A 14,467-nucleotide genomic window follows, 5' to 3' on the forward strand; every position below is an offset into this window, starting at 1 on the left:
TAACTCGAATTGTAGTATTTTGCCGCGGGTGCCATCAGCTACCGGCGACGAAAGAGTATTTTGTTGGCGGCAGAGCTGCCCGGCTAGCGTTATAATTCGTCGCTCGCGTTTTCGGGTTGTCCCGAAAATGGAGCAGTAAACGGCTGTAGTTGCCGCCATAGACCGGAATTGGCGGGTGTATCTCAATGGTAGAGAAGATGCTTCCCAAGCATAAGACGAGGGTTCGATTCCCTTCACCCGCTCCAGCTTTTACTGAATTCCCCGGGGACTGTGGTCACCGGATCAAAATGGGTCATTACGTCCAGCACGGGTTCATGTTGCATGACCCGTTTGCGCGCCTCGGTTGCAATGGCGTGCCCCTGCGCAATAGTTAGCGTACCGTCCATTTCCAAATCCACCTCCACCCAGATCATGTCCCCCAGCTTGCGCGTTTTCATGCCATGTATGCCGTGCACGCCGGGCGTTGAAAGAAGGTGACCACGGATGCGCCCTTCGGTGTCTTCGTCGACCGCTTGATCCATAAGATCGTTGAACGACGAAAAGAAGAATTTCCAGCCCATCCGGATGATCATTAGTCCAACGATAAGCGCTGCGAGCGGATCCGCCAAGGGAAAGCCGCTGATGTTAGCCAAAATACCTATGGCTACAACGAGCGACGATGCGGCATCTGACCGAGCATGCCAGGCGTTCGCAGCCAGCATGGACGACCTGACATTCTTGGCCACGCCAAGCAAATAACGGAACAGCAGTTCCTTTGCCATCAGCGCCAGCAAGGCCACGCCCAGGGCCACAACATGCACCTGCGGAATGGCGCTGGGATTTTGCAGCTTGGTGAAACTGTTCCAAAGCATGCCTATGCCAACCGACAGCAGCAAGGCGCCGATAATCAGCGCCGCCGCCGTTTCGAAGCGGCGATGCCCGTACGGATGATCGGCGTCGGGCGCCTTCTGGCTATGCTTATTGGCGACCAGCACGACGCCGTCCGAGATGAGGTCGGAAAGCGAGTGAATGGCGTCAGCGACCAGCGCCGCCGAATGCGCAAACATTCCGACCAGCAACTGCACGATCGTCAGCACAACGTTCACCATGACACTGATCATGGTGCTGCGGTGGCCTGCCGCCTGGCGTGCTGGATCGAAATGAATGCTCATGTAGCGGCCTTTCCCCTAATTGATGCGCATGCCTGGCTGCGCGCCAGGCCAGGGTTCCAGTATGTAAAGGCCAGAATCGACCTTGTCGTCGCTATGGCTGGCGGCGAGCACCATGCCTTCAGAGATACCGAAACGCATTTTGCGTGGTGCCAGATTGGCCACCAGAACCGTCAGTTTGCCGACCAGATCGGCAGGGGCGTATGCAGCCTTTATACCCGAGAACACCTGGCGGTGGCGACCTTCGCCCACGTCCAGAGTCAGTCGCAGCAGTTTGTCGGAGCCGTCGACCTCTTCGCAGTTGATGATCTTCGCAATGCGCAGGTCGATCTTCCCGAAGTCCTTGATATCGATGGCGTCGGCAATCGCTTCGCCGCCCGGGGTAACGGCCGGAGCCGCTGGCGGTTCAAACAGGTCGTCGAGCATCTTGGGCTCGACGCGCTGCATCAAGTGCTTGAAGGGCGAGATTTGCCGGGGCAGTTGCGCAGCGTCGCTCCAGCGATAGCTGGCATTCGCGCCGAAAAGCTCGCGGGCAACCTTGTCGGCCAATACCGGCAAGACGGGGGTCAGCATGACGGAAAGGGCATTAAAGCCTGCCAGTGCGCGCGAACAGACGTCTTGTAGTGCCGCCTTTTGCGCGGCATCGGCGGTGCTGATGCCTTTGGCCATGATCCAGGGCTGTGCCGCATCGAAAGCCTGGTTGATATGGTCGGCATGGGCCATGATGTGGCGTATGGCGCGGCCATATTCACGAATTTCGAAATCCGCCCGTACCTGTTCCGTGACGTGCTTCAGTTCCGCCTGCAGGGTCTGCTCGTCGCCCAAATAGGCAAGTTTGCCTTCGAAGTGCTTGCTGAGGAAGTTTGCCGCACGGCTGGCGATGTTCACGTACTTGCCGATCAGGTCGCTGTTGACGCGGGCGATGAAATCGTCGGGATTGAAGTCCACATCTTCGACATGCGAATTCAGCTTGGCGGCGATGTAGTAACGCATCCACTCGGCATTCATGCCCAGTTCCAGGTAGCGCAGTGGCGAAATGCCCGTGCCGCGGCTTTTCGACATTTTCTCGCCGCTGACCGTAATGAATCCGTGCACGTGCAGACCGTCGGGTGTTTTACGCCCCGAGAACTTCAGCATGGCTGGCCAGAACAAGGCGTGGAAATAGACAATGTCTTTGCCGATGAAGTGCACCTGCTCTGTATCGCTTTCCGGATCCAGCAGGGCGTCGAAGTCGATGTTCTGTTTGTTGCAATACGCCTTTAGCGAGGCCAGGTATCCCACCGGCGCATCAAGCCAGACATAAAAGAACTTGCCCGGTTCATCGGGAATCGGAATGCCAAAATAGGGTTCATCGCGGGAAATATCCCAATCGGCCAGATTCGCTTCGCTGTCGGCGGTGCCGGTACCCAGCCACTCGCGGGTTTTGGCAAGAACTTCAGATTGCAGGCGCTTGTTACCGCTGGCATTGCTTCCTGTGGTCCAGGCCTGAAGAAACTCGACGCAGCGCGGATCGGACAGCTTGAAGAAAAAGTGTTCCGACGACTTCAGTATGGGCCGCGCTTTGGTCAACGTGGAAAAGGGCTCGATCAGGTCGGTCGCCGCGTATACCGCGCCGCACACTTCGCACGAATCGCCGTATTGCTCTTTGGCATGGCAAGTCGGGCATTCGCCCTTGATATAGCGATCAGGCAGGAACATGCCTTTCACCGGGTCGTAGAACTGTTCGATGGTTCGCGACGTGATGAAACCGGCGGCTTTCAGGCGCCGATAAATGTCCTGCGACAATTCCACGTTCTCGGCCGAGTCGGTGGAGTGCCAATGATCGAACTCAATATGAAAGCCGTTCAGGTATTGCGGACGTTCGGCCGCATACCGGGCCACCAGCGCCTGAGGCGTGATGCCTTCGCTTTCCGCTTTAAGCATGATGGGCGCGCCATGCGCGTCATCGGCGCCCACAAAGTGCACAGTATGCCCCGACATTCGCATCGACCTCACCCAGATATCAGCCTGAATGTATTCCATGATGTGGCCGATATGGAAAGAACCATTGGCGTAGGGCAAGGCAGTAGTTACGAATAGCGTGCGCGACATGTCTAAGCAAATAAAAAGAAAGAAGAGGGGATTTTAGGGCTTTCCGAGGCAAGTTGCTGGAGAGGGGGGATATCTCCAAGCATAGCAGCCCGAATCGCCGGCGCATAAACGCGGGCCATCGGGCTGTACGGAAGTTCAGTCGGTTACGTGTGATGAATCGTAAGAAATGGTGTGCGGATGCGCGCCAATCGCGCTGGCGTGCCCCATACTGGAACGGCCGTGCTGGCCGTTATGGAATCTCGCGCATCTCGATGTCGCTTATGTCTTTATTATTAAAGACATTTTTTCCTGGTCGAGGCTGCCCGCGTTCTGCCCAATAGGCCCTTACGCCAAATGGCCGTCCTTTGATTCGGGCCACTATATACAGTATCCCGATGGCAAGCGCGGTCGAAATCATGAAGATTAGCGCCATGGCCATGCCAAATAGGGCAAGGACAAAGAAAAGGATGCCGCGGATAATTTGATTAAATGTATTCATCGTAGGTATGTAGACCCCCCGTGGGGAAAATAATTCCCTCAATCCGCTATTCTTAAGGCTTCGGTGTAATTTTCCAAGCAAGGCCTATCGATATGAGCATAAATCCTGATCAAATACTCGCCGTTTTGTCCGAGGTTATCGACCCAAATACGAAAAAAAAGCTGGCGGTAACCGCGAAAAACTGCGAAATCAGGCTTGAGGGAGAGGATACAAATATTACTGTACCCCTCGGTTATCCATCGCACAATGGGCAGCCCGACCTGCAGAAACGCATTGAAACGGCTTTAGCCCCTTTAAACCTGAAATTGAAGAGCTTGCGATTCAAGATCGACATCGCCACGCACGCTGTGCAACCGGGGCTGAAGCCGCTGCCCAATGTGCGAAACATTATTGCCGTCGCCTCCGGTAAGGGTGGCGTCGGAAAAAGTACGACTGCCGTGAATATTGCACTGGCGCTGGCCAGCCAAGGCGCACGTGTCGGTTTGCTGGATGCCGACATCTACGGCCCCAGTGTGCCTATTATGCTGGGCCTGTCGGGCAAACCGAAAAGTCTGGATGGCAAGACCATGGAGCCCTTGCTCGGTCACGGCCTGCAGGCCAATTCAATCGGCTTCCTGATTGAAGAGGACTCGCCCGCAATCTGGCGCGGTCCGATGGTGACACAAGCGCTGACGCAGTTATTGACCCAAACCAATTGGAACGACCTGGACTACCTGATTGTCGATATGCCTCCGGGCACCGGCGACATTGCCCTGACGATGGCGCAGAAAGTGCCATTGACCGGGGCCATTATCGTAACGACCCCGCAGGATTTGGCCTTGGCCGACGCGCGGCGCGGCCTGCGCATGTTCCAGAAGGTCAACGTGCCAGTGCTGGGCGTGGTGGAAAACATGTCGGTACATATTTGTTCGCAGTGCGGCCATGCCGAACCGATTTTCGGCGAACACGGGGGGCGCGATATGGCTACAGAGTTTAATTTGCCCTGGCTGGGCGCGTTGCCTTTGCAGTTAAGCATTCGAACCCAGACGGATTCCGGCAACCCGACCGTGGTCGCCGACCCGGGTAGCGACGCCGCAAAAGCCTATCACGGCATCGCTTCCGCATTGGCGGCCAATGTGGCAGCGTTGCCCCGCGATATGGCGGCCAAAATGCCTGGCGTTGTCGCACGGAAGCCATAACTTAATGCGGCTTGGCGTTGCGTGTTTGATTGTGTTGATGGGTCTGGCGCATAACGCGCACGCAGCCCGGCCCGAGGTCATCGTCGACCCGGGCGGGGTTTCACCGATTGCTTTGCAGTCGATCAACAGTGCGATCGAGGCCATTACCCGGCTGGCTGAAGATCAGGACGGCGGCGAAGTCTCGCGACTGCGGCGGCGCGCTCGGGAAGCAACCCTTTCAGCCCTGGAAACGCAAGGGTATTATTCGCCGAACGTCACGCTCGAGGTGAGCGAGGGCGCGGCAGGAGAAATCTGGGACATCATTATTGAACCCGGCGACATCACGCATGTCGACAATGTCGAGCTGAACTTCAGCGGGCAGATTACCCGGCCCGAGTTTGCAACCCGGGTCCGGACGCTCAAGGAAGGCTGGCCGCTCGATAGAGGGATGCCCTTCATCAATGAGTCCTGGAGCAAGGCCAAGGCCGCTGTGCTCGACAACGTCAGTCGCAAGGACTTCTTCTTCGCGCGCTTGACTAAAACCCAGGCGACGGTTAACGCCGAAACGTCCAAGGCGGATCTTGCTGTCGACGTAGAAAGTGGTCCGCGTGTGCGGCTTGGCAAGATAACGGTGATCGGTTTGAAAAGGGTGCCGCCCCAACTTATCGACCGATATATTCAGTACAGCCCGGGCGATCCCTACGATCAGGACCAGTTGGATGACTGGCAGCAGTCTTTGCAGTTGACTACCTTCTTTCGGGGCGCCTTTGTCACGCTTGATCAAACCCCAGCCACGCAAACCGTGCTGCCCAATGGTGAAGTGGAGCTTCCTTTGCGAGTCCAGGTCTCGGAAGCGCCCGCTCGCCGGTTTACCACGTCTTTGGGGGTGGATAGCGATAACGGCGTAGGGGTCGAAGGCCTGTACCGGCAGAACGTGGTCTTCGGTCAGCCCGTCTGGATAGAAACCGGCTTGGGTATCGACCAGAATCGTCAGCGGGTATTTTATGATGTGAATCTGCCGCCTACCCGTAGCGGCTATATAGATAGTTTCGGCGTGCTGTATGAGCATTCCGACATCGAGGGGCTCGACACCAGGCGCTCTGGCGTGGGTTGGAAACGTAAGCAGGAACGTAAGGCGGCGGGCGATAGCCGGGTAGAATACGAGACCCAGTGGGGGCTGACCGCCTCGTATGACAAGACCAAGATCAGCGGTGCCGAGAGCTTCGAGGTGCCAACCTTGGTGGGTATCTGGCAGTGGTTGCGCCGCGACGTCGATAAGAAGTACGATCCGCGTGAAGGGAACTTGATCGACGTGGGCCTGGGCGCTGGCGTCACCCTGGACAAGGGCGAGCCCTTTTACCGGTCCAGTTTGCGCATGCAAAAGTGGTGGCCCATGGGCCGGCGCGATGTGCTGACCTTGCGCGGCGAGGTCGGCAAGGTATGGACAGATACCCCGCGACTGCCGCAAGACTTTGCCTTCCGTACTGGCGGGGCACGCTCGATCCGGGGTTATAAATATCAAAGTATCGGACTGGATCGCGGCGATGCCGTCATAGGGGCGCCGGCCCTGGCGGTCGCCAGTATCGAATACACCCATTACATTACCGAGCAGCTGGGCATGAACTTTTTTGTCGACGCAGGGGATGCTGCCGAGTCGTTCGGACAAATGCATTGGGCAGTAGGCTACGGCCTTGGTCTGGCAGTTCGAACGCCTGCAGGGCCGTTCTTTGTCGACGTTGCGTATGGCCAGCGAGATCGTCGGCTGCGTGTGCACTTCTCCCTGGGTATTGCATTTTGAGCATGCTGTTGCGCTGCTTGCGCTCCATCTTCATTTGGATCGGACCCATCATTTTCGTGCTGGTTCTGGTCGCCTGCAGCTTTTTGTATTGGGCATTGGGCACGCCGTCGGGCAGCCGCTGGGCCTTGATTACTGCGGCCCAACAGCTGGACGGCGAAGTAAGCGGGATATCCGGGACCATATGGGATGGCTTGCATGTTGATGCTTTTTCCCTTGCATTGCCCGATATAACGGTCAAGCTCGACAGTTTTAACGTGCAGGTGCGTTGGCCCGAGCTATTGCAACGGCGTTTGCATGTGCAAGACATCTCGGCGAATGTGGTCTCAGTGGATCTAGCCAGTTCACCCGATCAAGCGCCGGGCGAACCGTTCAAAATGCCGGTTATACCGCTACGTATTGCCATTGACCGGTTTGCGGTAGACGAACTGATTGTGCGGCAGGATGGCGAGCAGCTTCCAGTCAGTGTTCAGAATCTGGCCTCGTCGCTAGCGCTGAATGACGAGGGCGCGCAGCTGGTATTGCAAAGCCTGGAACTGGGGCACGAGCAGGTTCACGCCGTGTTTCAGGGCGAGGCAAAGGTATTGAGCCTGCAGGAACCTTGGCCGCTGCAAGCCCAGTTCAGTACTCAGGCCACGGGCCTTACCGCCGATTCGCCACTATGCGCGAGCCATTTCCTGCCGACCTTGCCCAATGCAAACAAGGTATCCGCGTCGACGGAACCTCAGCCATGTACGCTGGACATTGATACACGCATAGACGGCACGGTGGACGCGCTGAAAGTCGCGGTGAAAGGCGCGGGCCAGGGCATGAGCCTGGATGCCAACGCGTCGCTCGCTCCGCGGGCGGCTTTCCCGCTTAAGGATGCTGTCGTCGCCTTGCAATTGGCAGATGGTTCGTCGTTGCATGGCAATCTGGACTGGACGTCCACCATTAGCGATAAGGGGATTATGGATCGGATCGTCGGAGCCCTCCGTACCGAAAAGCTCGACATTGGCCACCTCGTGGGGCCCTCGATACCGCCGGCGCTCATCACGGCATCCGGGGACTTCAGTATTCAATTGCGCGATCATACGGATGTGCTGGACGCCGAGGTGGCTCTGGTTTTCGCCGACGGTTCGCGCTGGAACAAGCAGGCCTTATCAGGCCGGCTTAAGGGCAGGATTGTCAACGCGGCACCCGCTCCCGCAGCGGCGCAAACCACTGGCGCTCCGGTAAGCGCTAGTCCGTTTACTGCGTGGCAGGGCCTGCAACTGACCGCTTTGGATATGGACTTGCTATTGGGCAAAAATCATTTACAGGCGAGCGGGGCGCTGGGTGTTGCGGATCAGGGCCTTAAACTTAATCTAATGGCGCCCGATCTGGCCGCCTTCTGGCCGGATCTGCCGGGCGGCGCCCGCTTGCAGGGCAGTGTCGCCGGGTCGCTCTCCAGCCATAAAGCAAATCTGACCGGGCGGTACACGCCGTCCAAAAGTAAGCCGCAGATCGTGGGCAGCGCGCCGATAGATGTGGATGTGGTTCTGGAGGGAAAATGGGGCAAGGGCACCACGCAACAGGATAGCGCGGAGGGCTGGCGGGGGCGCATATCGACATTGAAAGTCGACCATGCAGGCCTGGGTGTGCGTACGGGCGCCGCGACCGATGTCAGTTTCCTGCCCGAGGTCGCAGCGCCTGCCTGGCAGTGGCAGGTAGGGCGCAGCGAGTTTCAGTTCCTGATGTCATCGCAGCCGCTTTTCAGTCTTAGTCACCAAGGCTCGCGCGGAGGCCCGGGGCGCTGGGAGACGCAGGGGGCCATAGCCAGGCTCGCGATTTCTCCGAAGCTGATTTCCGATCTGCGTAGAAGACTAAATCTTCAGGACAAAGAAGAGACTGACCGGGGCGGGGTAAAGATAAAAGCGAACCAGGGCGGTGGTAAGTCCCAAATCGTGCTGGGCATGAACTGGAATTGGAAGTTTGCCGGGGCTCTGGAAGGTCACGCGCATATTGAGCGCTTGTCCGGAGACATAATGGTTCCGGCCGAGCCGGCGTTCCCGTTGGGGCTGCAGCTATTCGAGCTGGATATCAACGCCAAGCGTAGCAATGCTTCCACCAGCCGTCTTACGGCCGATCTGCAGGTACGAACCGCAAAAATGGGCCGTGTTACTGCGAGCGCCAGCACGCTTCTTCATGCCACGCCGGGCGGTGCGCCGGTGCTTGAGCCGAAAGACACGAAGACGGTAAAGCTAGACGCCGATATCGATGACCTTGGCTGGACCAGCCTGTTTCTGGACGACGCCACCGAGCTTGGCGGTGCGGTCAGGGCAAACGTGCAGCTGCAAAGCCGTCCCGACGGCACATGGGAGAGCAGCGGCACTATTTCCGGCCAAAAGATTCGCTTTGTTCGCATTGACGATGGCATACGGTTGCTCGATGGTACGCTGTCGGCACGATTGCAGGGGAATCGACTCATCCTCGATAGCTTGAGCTTTCCTGCGACCTTGCGAGTCGTACCCAAAGAGTGGCGCACTGCGGAATGGCTGCGCACCAATTCCGAAGCCAAGGGTGGCAAGCTGACGATTACGGGCGACTGGAACCTGTTTGATTCCACTGGTACTGTGGACGTCGATCTATACCGTTACCCTATTCTGCAACGCTCTGACCGTTACGCCATGATTTCCGGAAAATTGCGCGTGGCGGCGGAGCTTCCCAGAATGGCGATTACAGGTTCGATAATTGCCGACGCGGGCTGGTTCGATCTGGATATGCTGGGCGGAGTTCCCACGGTAGACAACGATGTCGTGGTGCTTCGTAAAGGCGAGACGCAAAGAACCGTCAGCGCTCCGATGGATATTTCGATGGATCTCGACGTCGACCTGGGCCGCCGGGTTTACTTGACGGGATATGGCGTTAATTCAGGTCTCGTTGGCCAAATGCACGTGGCCATGCACAATGGCAAGCTGACCGGAATCGGGGCATTAAGAATCCGTGGCGGCGCCATCGAAATCTATGGGCAGCGCTTGCAGCTACGGCGTGGTACGGTGACTTTCCAGGGCGACATTACCAGCCCGGTCCTGGATATCGAGGCGTTGCGCACCGGTCTGCCGGTCGAGGCAGGGGTGCGGGTGGTAGGCACGGCCAAGCGGCCTCGTATCGACCTGGTATCGTACCCGGCTGTCAGCGAGATCGAAAAGCTCTCGTGGCTACTACTCGGGCACGGCGCCGACGAATCCGGCGGTGACATGGCCCTGTTGTTTTCAGTGGGCACTTCTTTCCTGGGTAGCGGCGAACCGTTTTATCGCAAGTTCGGCATCGACGAAGTCAGCGTCAAGTCGGGTGAACTGGGCAGTGTGGCCAGTATCCTGCCTGCGGAAAGCGTGGTCAGCGGGCTGGACAGCGGCACGAGCGACATCGAACAGAAATTTGTCTCGGTCAGCAAGAAGCTTTCCAACGGCATTACGTTAAGCGCTCAGCAGGCATTGTCTGATACCGGCACGGTCGGGCGCGCGAGCTACCAACTGGCGCGGGGGCTGACGGCCGAGCTAACCGCTGGAACCATCAACGGGCTGGCGCTGGTATATCGCTGGTTCTCGAGGGACTAATTTTTTGTTTTTTTCCACGCACGCAAATTCGACGCACAACAGCGATAAAATACGCGCCAATTTAAAAAGGTCAACGCAATGAGCATAAAACATGATGGCTGGATTCGGCGTGCTGCCGCAGCCGGTATGATAGAACCCTTCGAGCCGGGCCAAGTCCGTTCGGACGGCGGTAATCGTATTGTCAGCTACGGCACCAGCAGCTATGGCTACGATGTTCGCTGCGCCAGAGAATTCAAGATTTTCACCAATATCAATTCGACCATCGTCGATCCCAAGTCTTTCGATGAAAAATCTTTCGTCGATTTCGAGGGGGATGTGTGCATTATTCCGCCGAATTCATTCGCGCTGGCCCGCACTGTTGAATATTTCCGTATTCCCAGGAGTATTCTTACGATCTGCCTGGGAAAAAGCACATACGCCCGTTGCGGCATTATCGTTAACGTGACGCCTCTGGAACCCGAATGGGAAGGCCACGTTACCCTGGAATTTTCCAATACTACACCTTTGCCAGCCAAGATCTATGCAGGCGAAGGCTGCGCTCAAATGCTGTTTTTCGAAGGCGATGAGGTTTGTGAAACCTCGTACCGTGATCGTGGCGGCAAGTATCAGGGCCAACTTGGCGTGACCCTGCCTCGCACTTAGCAGGAGCTATTGCATGAAATTTCGTTTCCCCATCGTCATTATCGATGAAGACTATCGTTCCGAGAATGCTTCCGGTTTTGGCATCCGAGCCCTGGCTTCGGCCATTGAAACCGAAGGCGTCGAGGTTTTGGGCGTTACCAGTTATGGCGACCTTAGCTCGTTCGCGCAGCAGCAAAGCCGCGCCAGTGCATTCATATTGTCGATCGACGATGAGGAATTCGACGTCGATTCCCCAGAAGACGTGGCCAATGCGATCAAGAATCTGCGTTCCTTCATAGGCGAGCTGCGCTTTCGCAACGAAGACATACCTATTTACCTGTACGGCGAAACCCGCACCTCGCAGCACATCCCGAATGACATCCTGCGCGAACTGCATGGCTTCATCCACATGTTCGAGGACACCCCCGAATTCGTAGCGCGGCATATTATTCGGGAAGCTCGTTCCTACCTTGACGGCCTCGCTCCACCGTTTTTCCGTGAACTGGTCAAGTACGCGTCGGATGGTTCCTATTCCTGGCACTGCCCGGGCCATTCCGGCGGTGTGGCTTTCCTGAAGAGCCCTGTGGGACAGATGTTTCACCAGTTTTTCGGTGAAAACATGCTGCGCGCCGACGTCTGCAATGCCGTAGATGAACTCGGGCAGTTGCTGGACCATACGGGCCCGATTGCCGAATCTGAACTGAATGCAGCGCGTATTTTTCACGCGGACCACTGCTTTTTCGTGACCAACGGCACGTCCACGTCCAACAAGATTGTCTGGCATGCCAACGTGGCTTCCGACGACGTCGTGGTGATCGACCGCAATTGCCATAAGTCCATATTGCACGCCATCACCATGACAGGGGCCATTCCGGTGTTCTTGCGTCCGACGCGTAACCACCTGGGCATCATCGGGCCGATTCCGCTGGAAGAGTTCGAACCCGAAAACATTCGCAAGAAAATCGAAGCGAACCCATTTGCACGCAATGCCAAGAACAAGAAACCCCGTATTCTGACGCTGACACAAAGCACGTACGACGGGGTGATCTACAACGTCGAGATGATCAAAGAAAAGCTGGGGTCGGAAATCGACACCCTGCACTTCGACGAAGCCTGGCTGCCGCATGCGGCATTCCACGACTTTTATAAAGACATGCACGCCATCGGCGAAAATCGGCCGCGTAGCGCGGACGCGATGGTGTTCGCCACGCACTCCACGCACAAACTTCTGGCAGGCTTGTCTCAGGCGTCGCAGATTTTGGTGCAGGATTCGGCCAGCCGCAAGCTCGATCGCAACGTGTTCAACGAAGCGTATCTGATGCATACCTCCACCTCGCCGCAGTACGCCATTATTGCGTCGTGCGACGTGGCGGCTGCCATGATGGAGCCTCCGGGCGGAACCGCGTTAGTCGAAGAAAGCATCTCTGAAGCACTGGATTTCCGGCGCGCGATGCGCAAGGTCGAGTCCGAGTTTGGCAGGAACGATTGGTGGTTCAAGGTATGGGGGCCAAATCGTTTGGTGTCCGACGGCATCGGCAATCGCGACGACTGGCTTCTGGTGTCGGGCGACGAATGGCATGGTTTCGGCGACTTGGCTGAAGACTTCAATATGCTTGATCCGATCAAGGCAACGGTGGTCACCCCCGGCCTGGATATCTCCGGAACGTTTGCCGAAACTGGCGTCCCGGCTGCGCTGGTGTCCAAGTACCTGGCCGAGCACGGTATCGTGATCGAAAAGACGGGCCTGTATTCCTTCTTTATCCTATTCACGATAGGGATTACTAAGGGGCGCTGGAACACCTTGCTAACCGCGCTTCAGCAGTTCAAGGATGATTACGATCGCAATCAGCCTCTGTGGCGCATATTGCCTGACTTCTGCAAGCAACACCGCCAGTACGAAAAAATGGGTATGCGCGATCTTTGTCAGCAGATTCATGAAACCTATCGCAAATACGACCTGGCTCGCCTGACGACCGAGGTCTACACCAGCGACATGATCCCGGCGATGAAGCCTTCGGACGCTTATGCGAAAATGGCTCACCGTGAAACAGAACGGATTTCTATCGATAACCTGGAAGGCCGGGTCACGGGCGTGCTGCTTACGCCGTATCCTCCCGGTATTCCGTTGTTGATCCCCGGCGAGCGCTTCAATAACCGCATTGTTAATTACTTGCAGTTTGCGCGTGAATTCAATGCGAAGTTTCCTGGCTTTGAAACTTACGTTCACGGCTTGGCCCACGATACGGACGAGGAAGGCGCCGACCGCTATTACGTTGACTGCATCAAGGAAGAATAGCGCGCGTGGCAACCAGTTTTGATGTTGCAGTAATTGGGGCGGGGGCGGCTGGCATGATGGCCGCCGCTGTTGCCGGACAGCGGGGCCTGCGCGTGGTGCTTATCGATCACGCTCCGCGGTTGGCCGAAAAAATACGTATCTCGGGCGGGGGGCGCTGCAATTTCACCAATATTGGCACGACGCCCGCCAATTTCTTGTCGCAGAACCCGCATTTCTGCCGTTCGGCGCTGGCAGCCTATACCCCGCGCGACTTTATCGACCTGATCGAAAAGCACGGAATCCGTTGGCACGAAAAACATCGTGGCCAGCTTTTCTGCGACGAATCCAGCGAAGACGTCATCACCATGCTCAAGCGCGAGTGTGACGATGGGCGCGTAGCGTGGCGCATGCCTTGTTCGGTCACTGACATTAGCAGCGATCAAGATACCTTCTCGTTGCGCACGTCTCAGGGGGGTATCTCGGCGCGCCAGCTTGTTATGGCGACGGGCGGGATGGCCATCCCACAGTTGGGGGCGACCGATTTTGCGTTGGGCATAGCCCGGCAGTTTGGTTTGAAAGTCATCGAGCCGCGCCCGGCGTTGGTGCCCTTGACTTTCGATACCCACGCATGGGAACCTTTCTCGACACTAAGCGGTGTGGCCCTCGAAGTTAATGTAAAGAATGACCTGGCGACTGGCGCAGGTAGCGGCCATGCCCCCGCGCAAGAAGCCGCCGCGGGCAAGCGCAAGGCAACGAGCAAGGGGGCTCGACAGCAGACCGAGTTTCTGGAAGACCTGTTATTTACCCACCGGGGCTTATCCGGCCCGGCGATTCTGCAAATCTCCAGTTTCTGGAATCCTGGCGAACCCATTCATATCGATCTGGCTCCGCATCAGGATCTGGAACGCGATCTTCTCGCCGCTAAATCGGGTAGCCGCCAACAACTCAGCACGGTGCTGGCGGGCTTATGGCCCAAGCGTTTGGCCGACCAGTGGCTGGCCAACATTGAAGAGCTTGGTAAAGACGCCGGCTCGCTGCGCTTGGCCGACGTTCCCGACAAGTTGCTGAGGCAACTGGCGGGCCACATCCACCGCTGGTCTTTGATACCCAGCGGCACTGCGGGGTACAAAAAAGCCGAAGTGATGCGGGGTGGTGTGGATACCCGTGGCCTGAATCAAAAAACGATGGAAGCGAATACCGTTCCAGGTCTGTATTTCATTGGTGAGGCAGTAGATGTGACCGGTTGGCTGGGCGGCTATAACTTCCAATGGGCATGGGCTTCTGGCGTCGCCTGCGGAGAGGCGGTCTCGTAGGCTGCTTGCTT

General features: G+C 57.2%; 9 protein-coding genes and 1 tRNA gene. 7 read left to right on the forward strand and 3 right to left on the reverse strand.

Features of this window, described 5'->3' with window-relative positions; all coding sequences use genetic code 11:
• Positions 1-171 precede the first annotated feature (171 nt).
• A tRNA-Gly gene (locus EKL30_RS15945) sits at positions 172-245 on the forward strand.
• Here EKL30_RS15945 and EKL30_RS15950 read toward each other — a convergent pair.
• The 3 genes from EKL30_RS15950 to EKL30_RS15960 all read right to left on the reverse strand — a co-directional run bounded on the left by EKL30_RS15950 (position 234) and on the right by EKL30_RS15960 (position 3,717).
• Complete coding sequence (locus EKL30_RS15950) at positions 234-1,151, reverse strand: cation diffusion facilitator family transporter (protein ID WP_126708238.1); 918 nt, start codon at positions 1,149-1,151, stop codon at positions 234-236. The two genes, EKL30_RS15945 and EKL30_RS15950, sit on opposite strands and share 12 nt — an antisense overlap.
• A 15-nt stretch (positions 1,152-1,166) precedes the next feature.
• Positions 1,167-3,239, reverse strand: coding sequence for a methionine--tRNA ligase (metG, locus tag EKL30_RS15955; RefSeq protein WP_126708239.1), 2,073 nt, complete (start codon positions 3,237-3,239; stop codon positions 1,167-1,169).
• 229 nt (positions 3,240-3,468) lie between these two features.
• Positions 3,469-3,717: a hypothetical protein gene (locus EKL30_RS15960; protein WP_126708240.1), complete on the reverse strand. Its 249-nt coding sequence runs from the start codon at positions 3,715-3,717 to the stop codon at positions 3,469-3,471.
• Positions 3,718-3,809: 92 nt separating this feature from the next.
• Here EKL30_RS15960 and apbC point away from each other — a divergent pair, with 92 nt between their 5' ends.
• The 6 genes from apbC (at position 3,810) to EKL30_RS15990 (ending at position 14,456) form a co-directional block, all read left to right on the forward strand.
• The gene (apbC, locus tag EKL30_RS15965) at positions 3,810-4,895 is read left to right on the forward strand and encodes an iron-sulfur cluster carrier protein ApbC (protein ID WP_126708241.1); all 1,086 of its coding nucleotides are present in this window, start codon (positions 3,810-3,812) and stop codon (positions 4,893-4,895) included.
• Between the two features lie 4 nt (positions 4,896-4,899).
• Positions 4,900-6,672 carry an autotransporter assembly complex family protein gene (locus EKL30_RS15970; RefSeq protein ID WP_126708242.1) on the forward strand — a complete coding sequence of 591 codons (1,773 nt, stop codon included), beginning with the start codon at positions 4,900-4,902 and terminating at the stop codon, positions 6,670-6,672.
• Between the two features lie 2 nt (positions 6,673-6,674).
• The gene (locus tag EKL30_RS15975) at positions 6,675-10,247 is read left to right on the forward strand and encodes a translocation/assembly module TamB domain-containing protein (protein ID WP_233583187.1); all 3,573 of its coding nucleotides are present in this window, start codon (positions 6,675-6,677) and stop codon (positions 10,245-10,247) included.
• A gap of 78 nt (positions 10,248-10,325) precedes the next feature.
• Positions 10,326-10,889, forward strand: coding sequence for a dCTP deaminase (gene dcd, locus EKL30_RS15980; protein ID WP_126708243.1), 564 nt, complete (start codon positions 10,326-10,328; stop codon positions 10,887-10,889).
• A 13-nt stretch (positions 10,890-10,902) separates the two neighbouring features.
• Positions 10,903-13,164 (forward strand): arginine/lysine/ornithine decarboxylase, encoded by a 2,262-nt coding sequence (locus EKL30_RS15985; RefSeq protein WP_126708244.1) that lies wholly within the window; start codon positions 10,903-10,905, stop codon positions 13,162-13,164.
• A 53-nt stretch (positions 13,165-13,217) separates the two neighbouring features.
• Positions 13,218-14,456, forward strand: coding sequence for an NAD(P)/FAD-dependent oxidoreductase (locus tag EKL30_RS15990; protein WP_126708373.1), 1,239 nt, complete (start codon positions 13,218-13,220; stop codon positions 14,454-14,456).
• The last annotated feature ends 11 nt before the right edge of the window (positions 14,457-14,467 follow it).

This window comes from Candidimonas sp. SYP-B2681, assembly GCF_003971065.1.
In the GTDB taxonomy this organism is placed as follows: Bacteria; Pseudomonadota; Gammaproteobacteria; order Burkholderiales; family Burkholderiaceae_B; genus Pollutimonas.

What these genes read in the sequence shown, in the direction of transcription:
- apbC (WP_126708241.1), top strand. Translation starts at nt 3,810, where the DNA reads ATGAGCATAAATCCTGATCAAATACTCGCCGTTTTGTCCGAGGTTATC.
- dcd (WP_126708243.1), top strand. Translation starts at nt 10,326, where the DNA reads ATGAGCATAAAACATGATGGCTGGATTCGGCGTGCTGCCGCAGCCGGT.
- EKL30_RS15990 (WP_126708373.1), top strand. Translation starts at nt 13,218, where the DNA reads ATGATGGCCGCCGCTGTTGCCGGACAGCGGGGCCTGCGCGTGGTGCTT.
- EKL30_RS15975 (WP_233583187.1), top strand. Translation starts at nt 6,675, where the DNA reads ATGCTGTTGCGCTGCTTGCGCTCCATCTTCATTTGGATCGGACCCATC.
- EKL30_RS15985 (WP_126708244.1), top strand. Translation starts at nt 10,903, where the DNA reads ATGAAATTTCGTTTCCCCATCGTCATTATCGATGAAGACTATCGTTCC.
- EKL30_RS15950 (WP_126708238.1), bottom strand. Translation starts at nt 1,151, where the DNA reads ATGAGCATTCATTTCGATCCAGCACGCCAGGCGGCAGGCCACCGCAGC.
- metG (WP_126708239.1), bottom strand. Translation starts at nt 3,239, where the DNA reads ATGTCGCGCACGCTATTCGTAACTACTGCCTTGCCCTACGCCAATGGT.
- EKL30_RS15960 (WP_126708240.1), bottom strand. Translation starts at nt 3,717, where the DNA reads ATGAATACATTTAATCAAATTATCCGCGGCATCCTTTTCTTTGTCCTT.
- EKL30_RS15970 (WP_126708242.1), top strand. Translation starts at nt 4,900, where the DNA reads ATGCGGCTTGGCGTTGCGTGTTTGATTGTGTTGATGGGTCTGGCGCAT.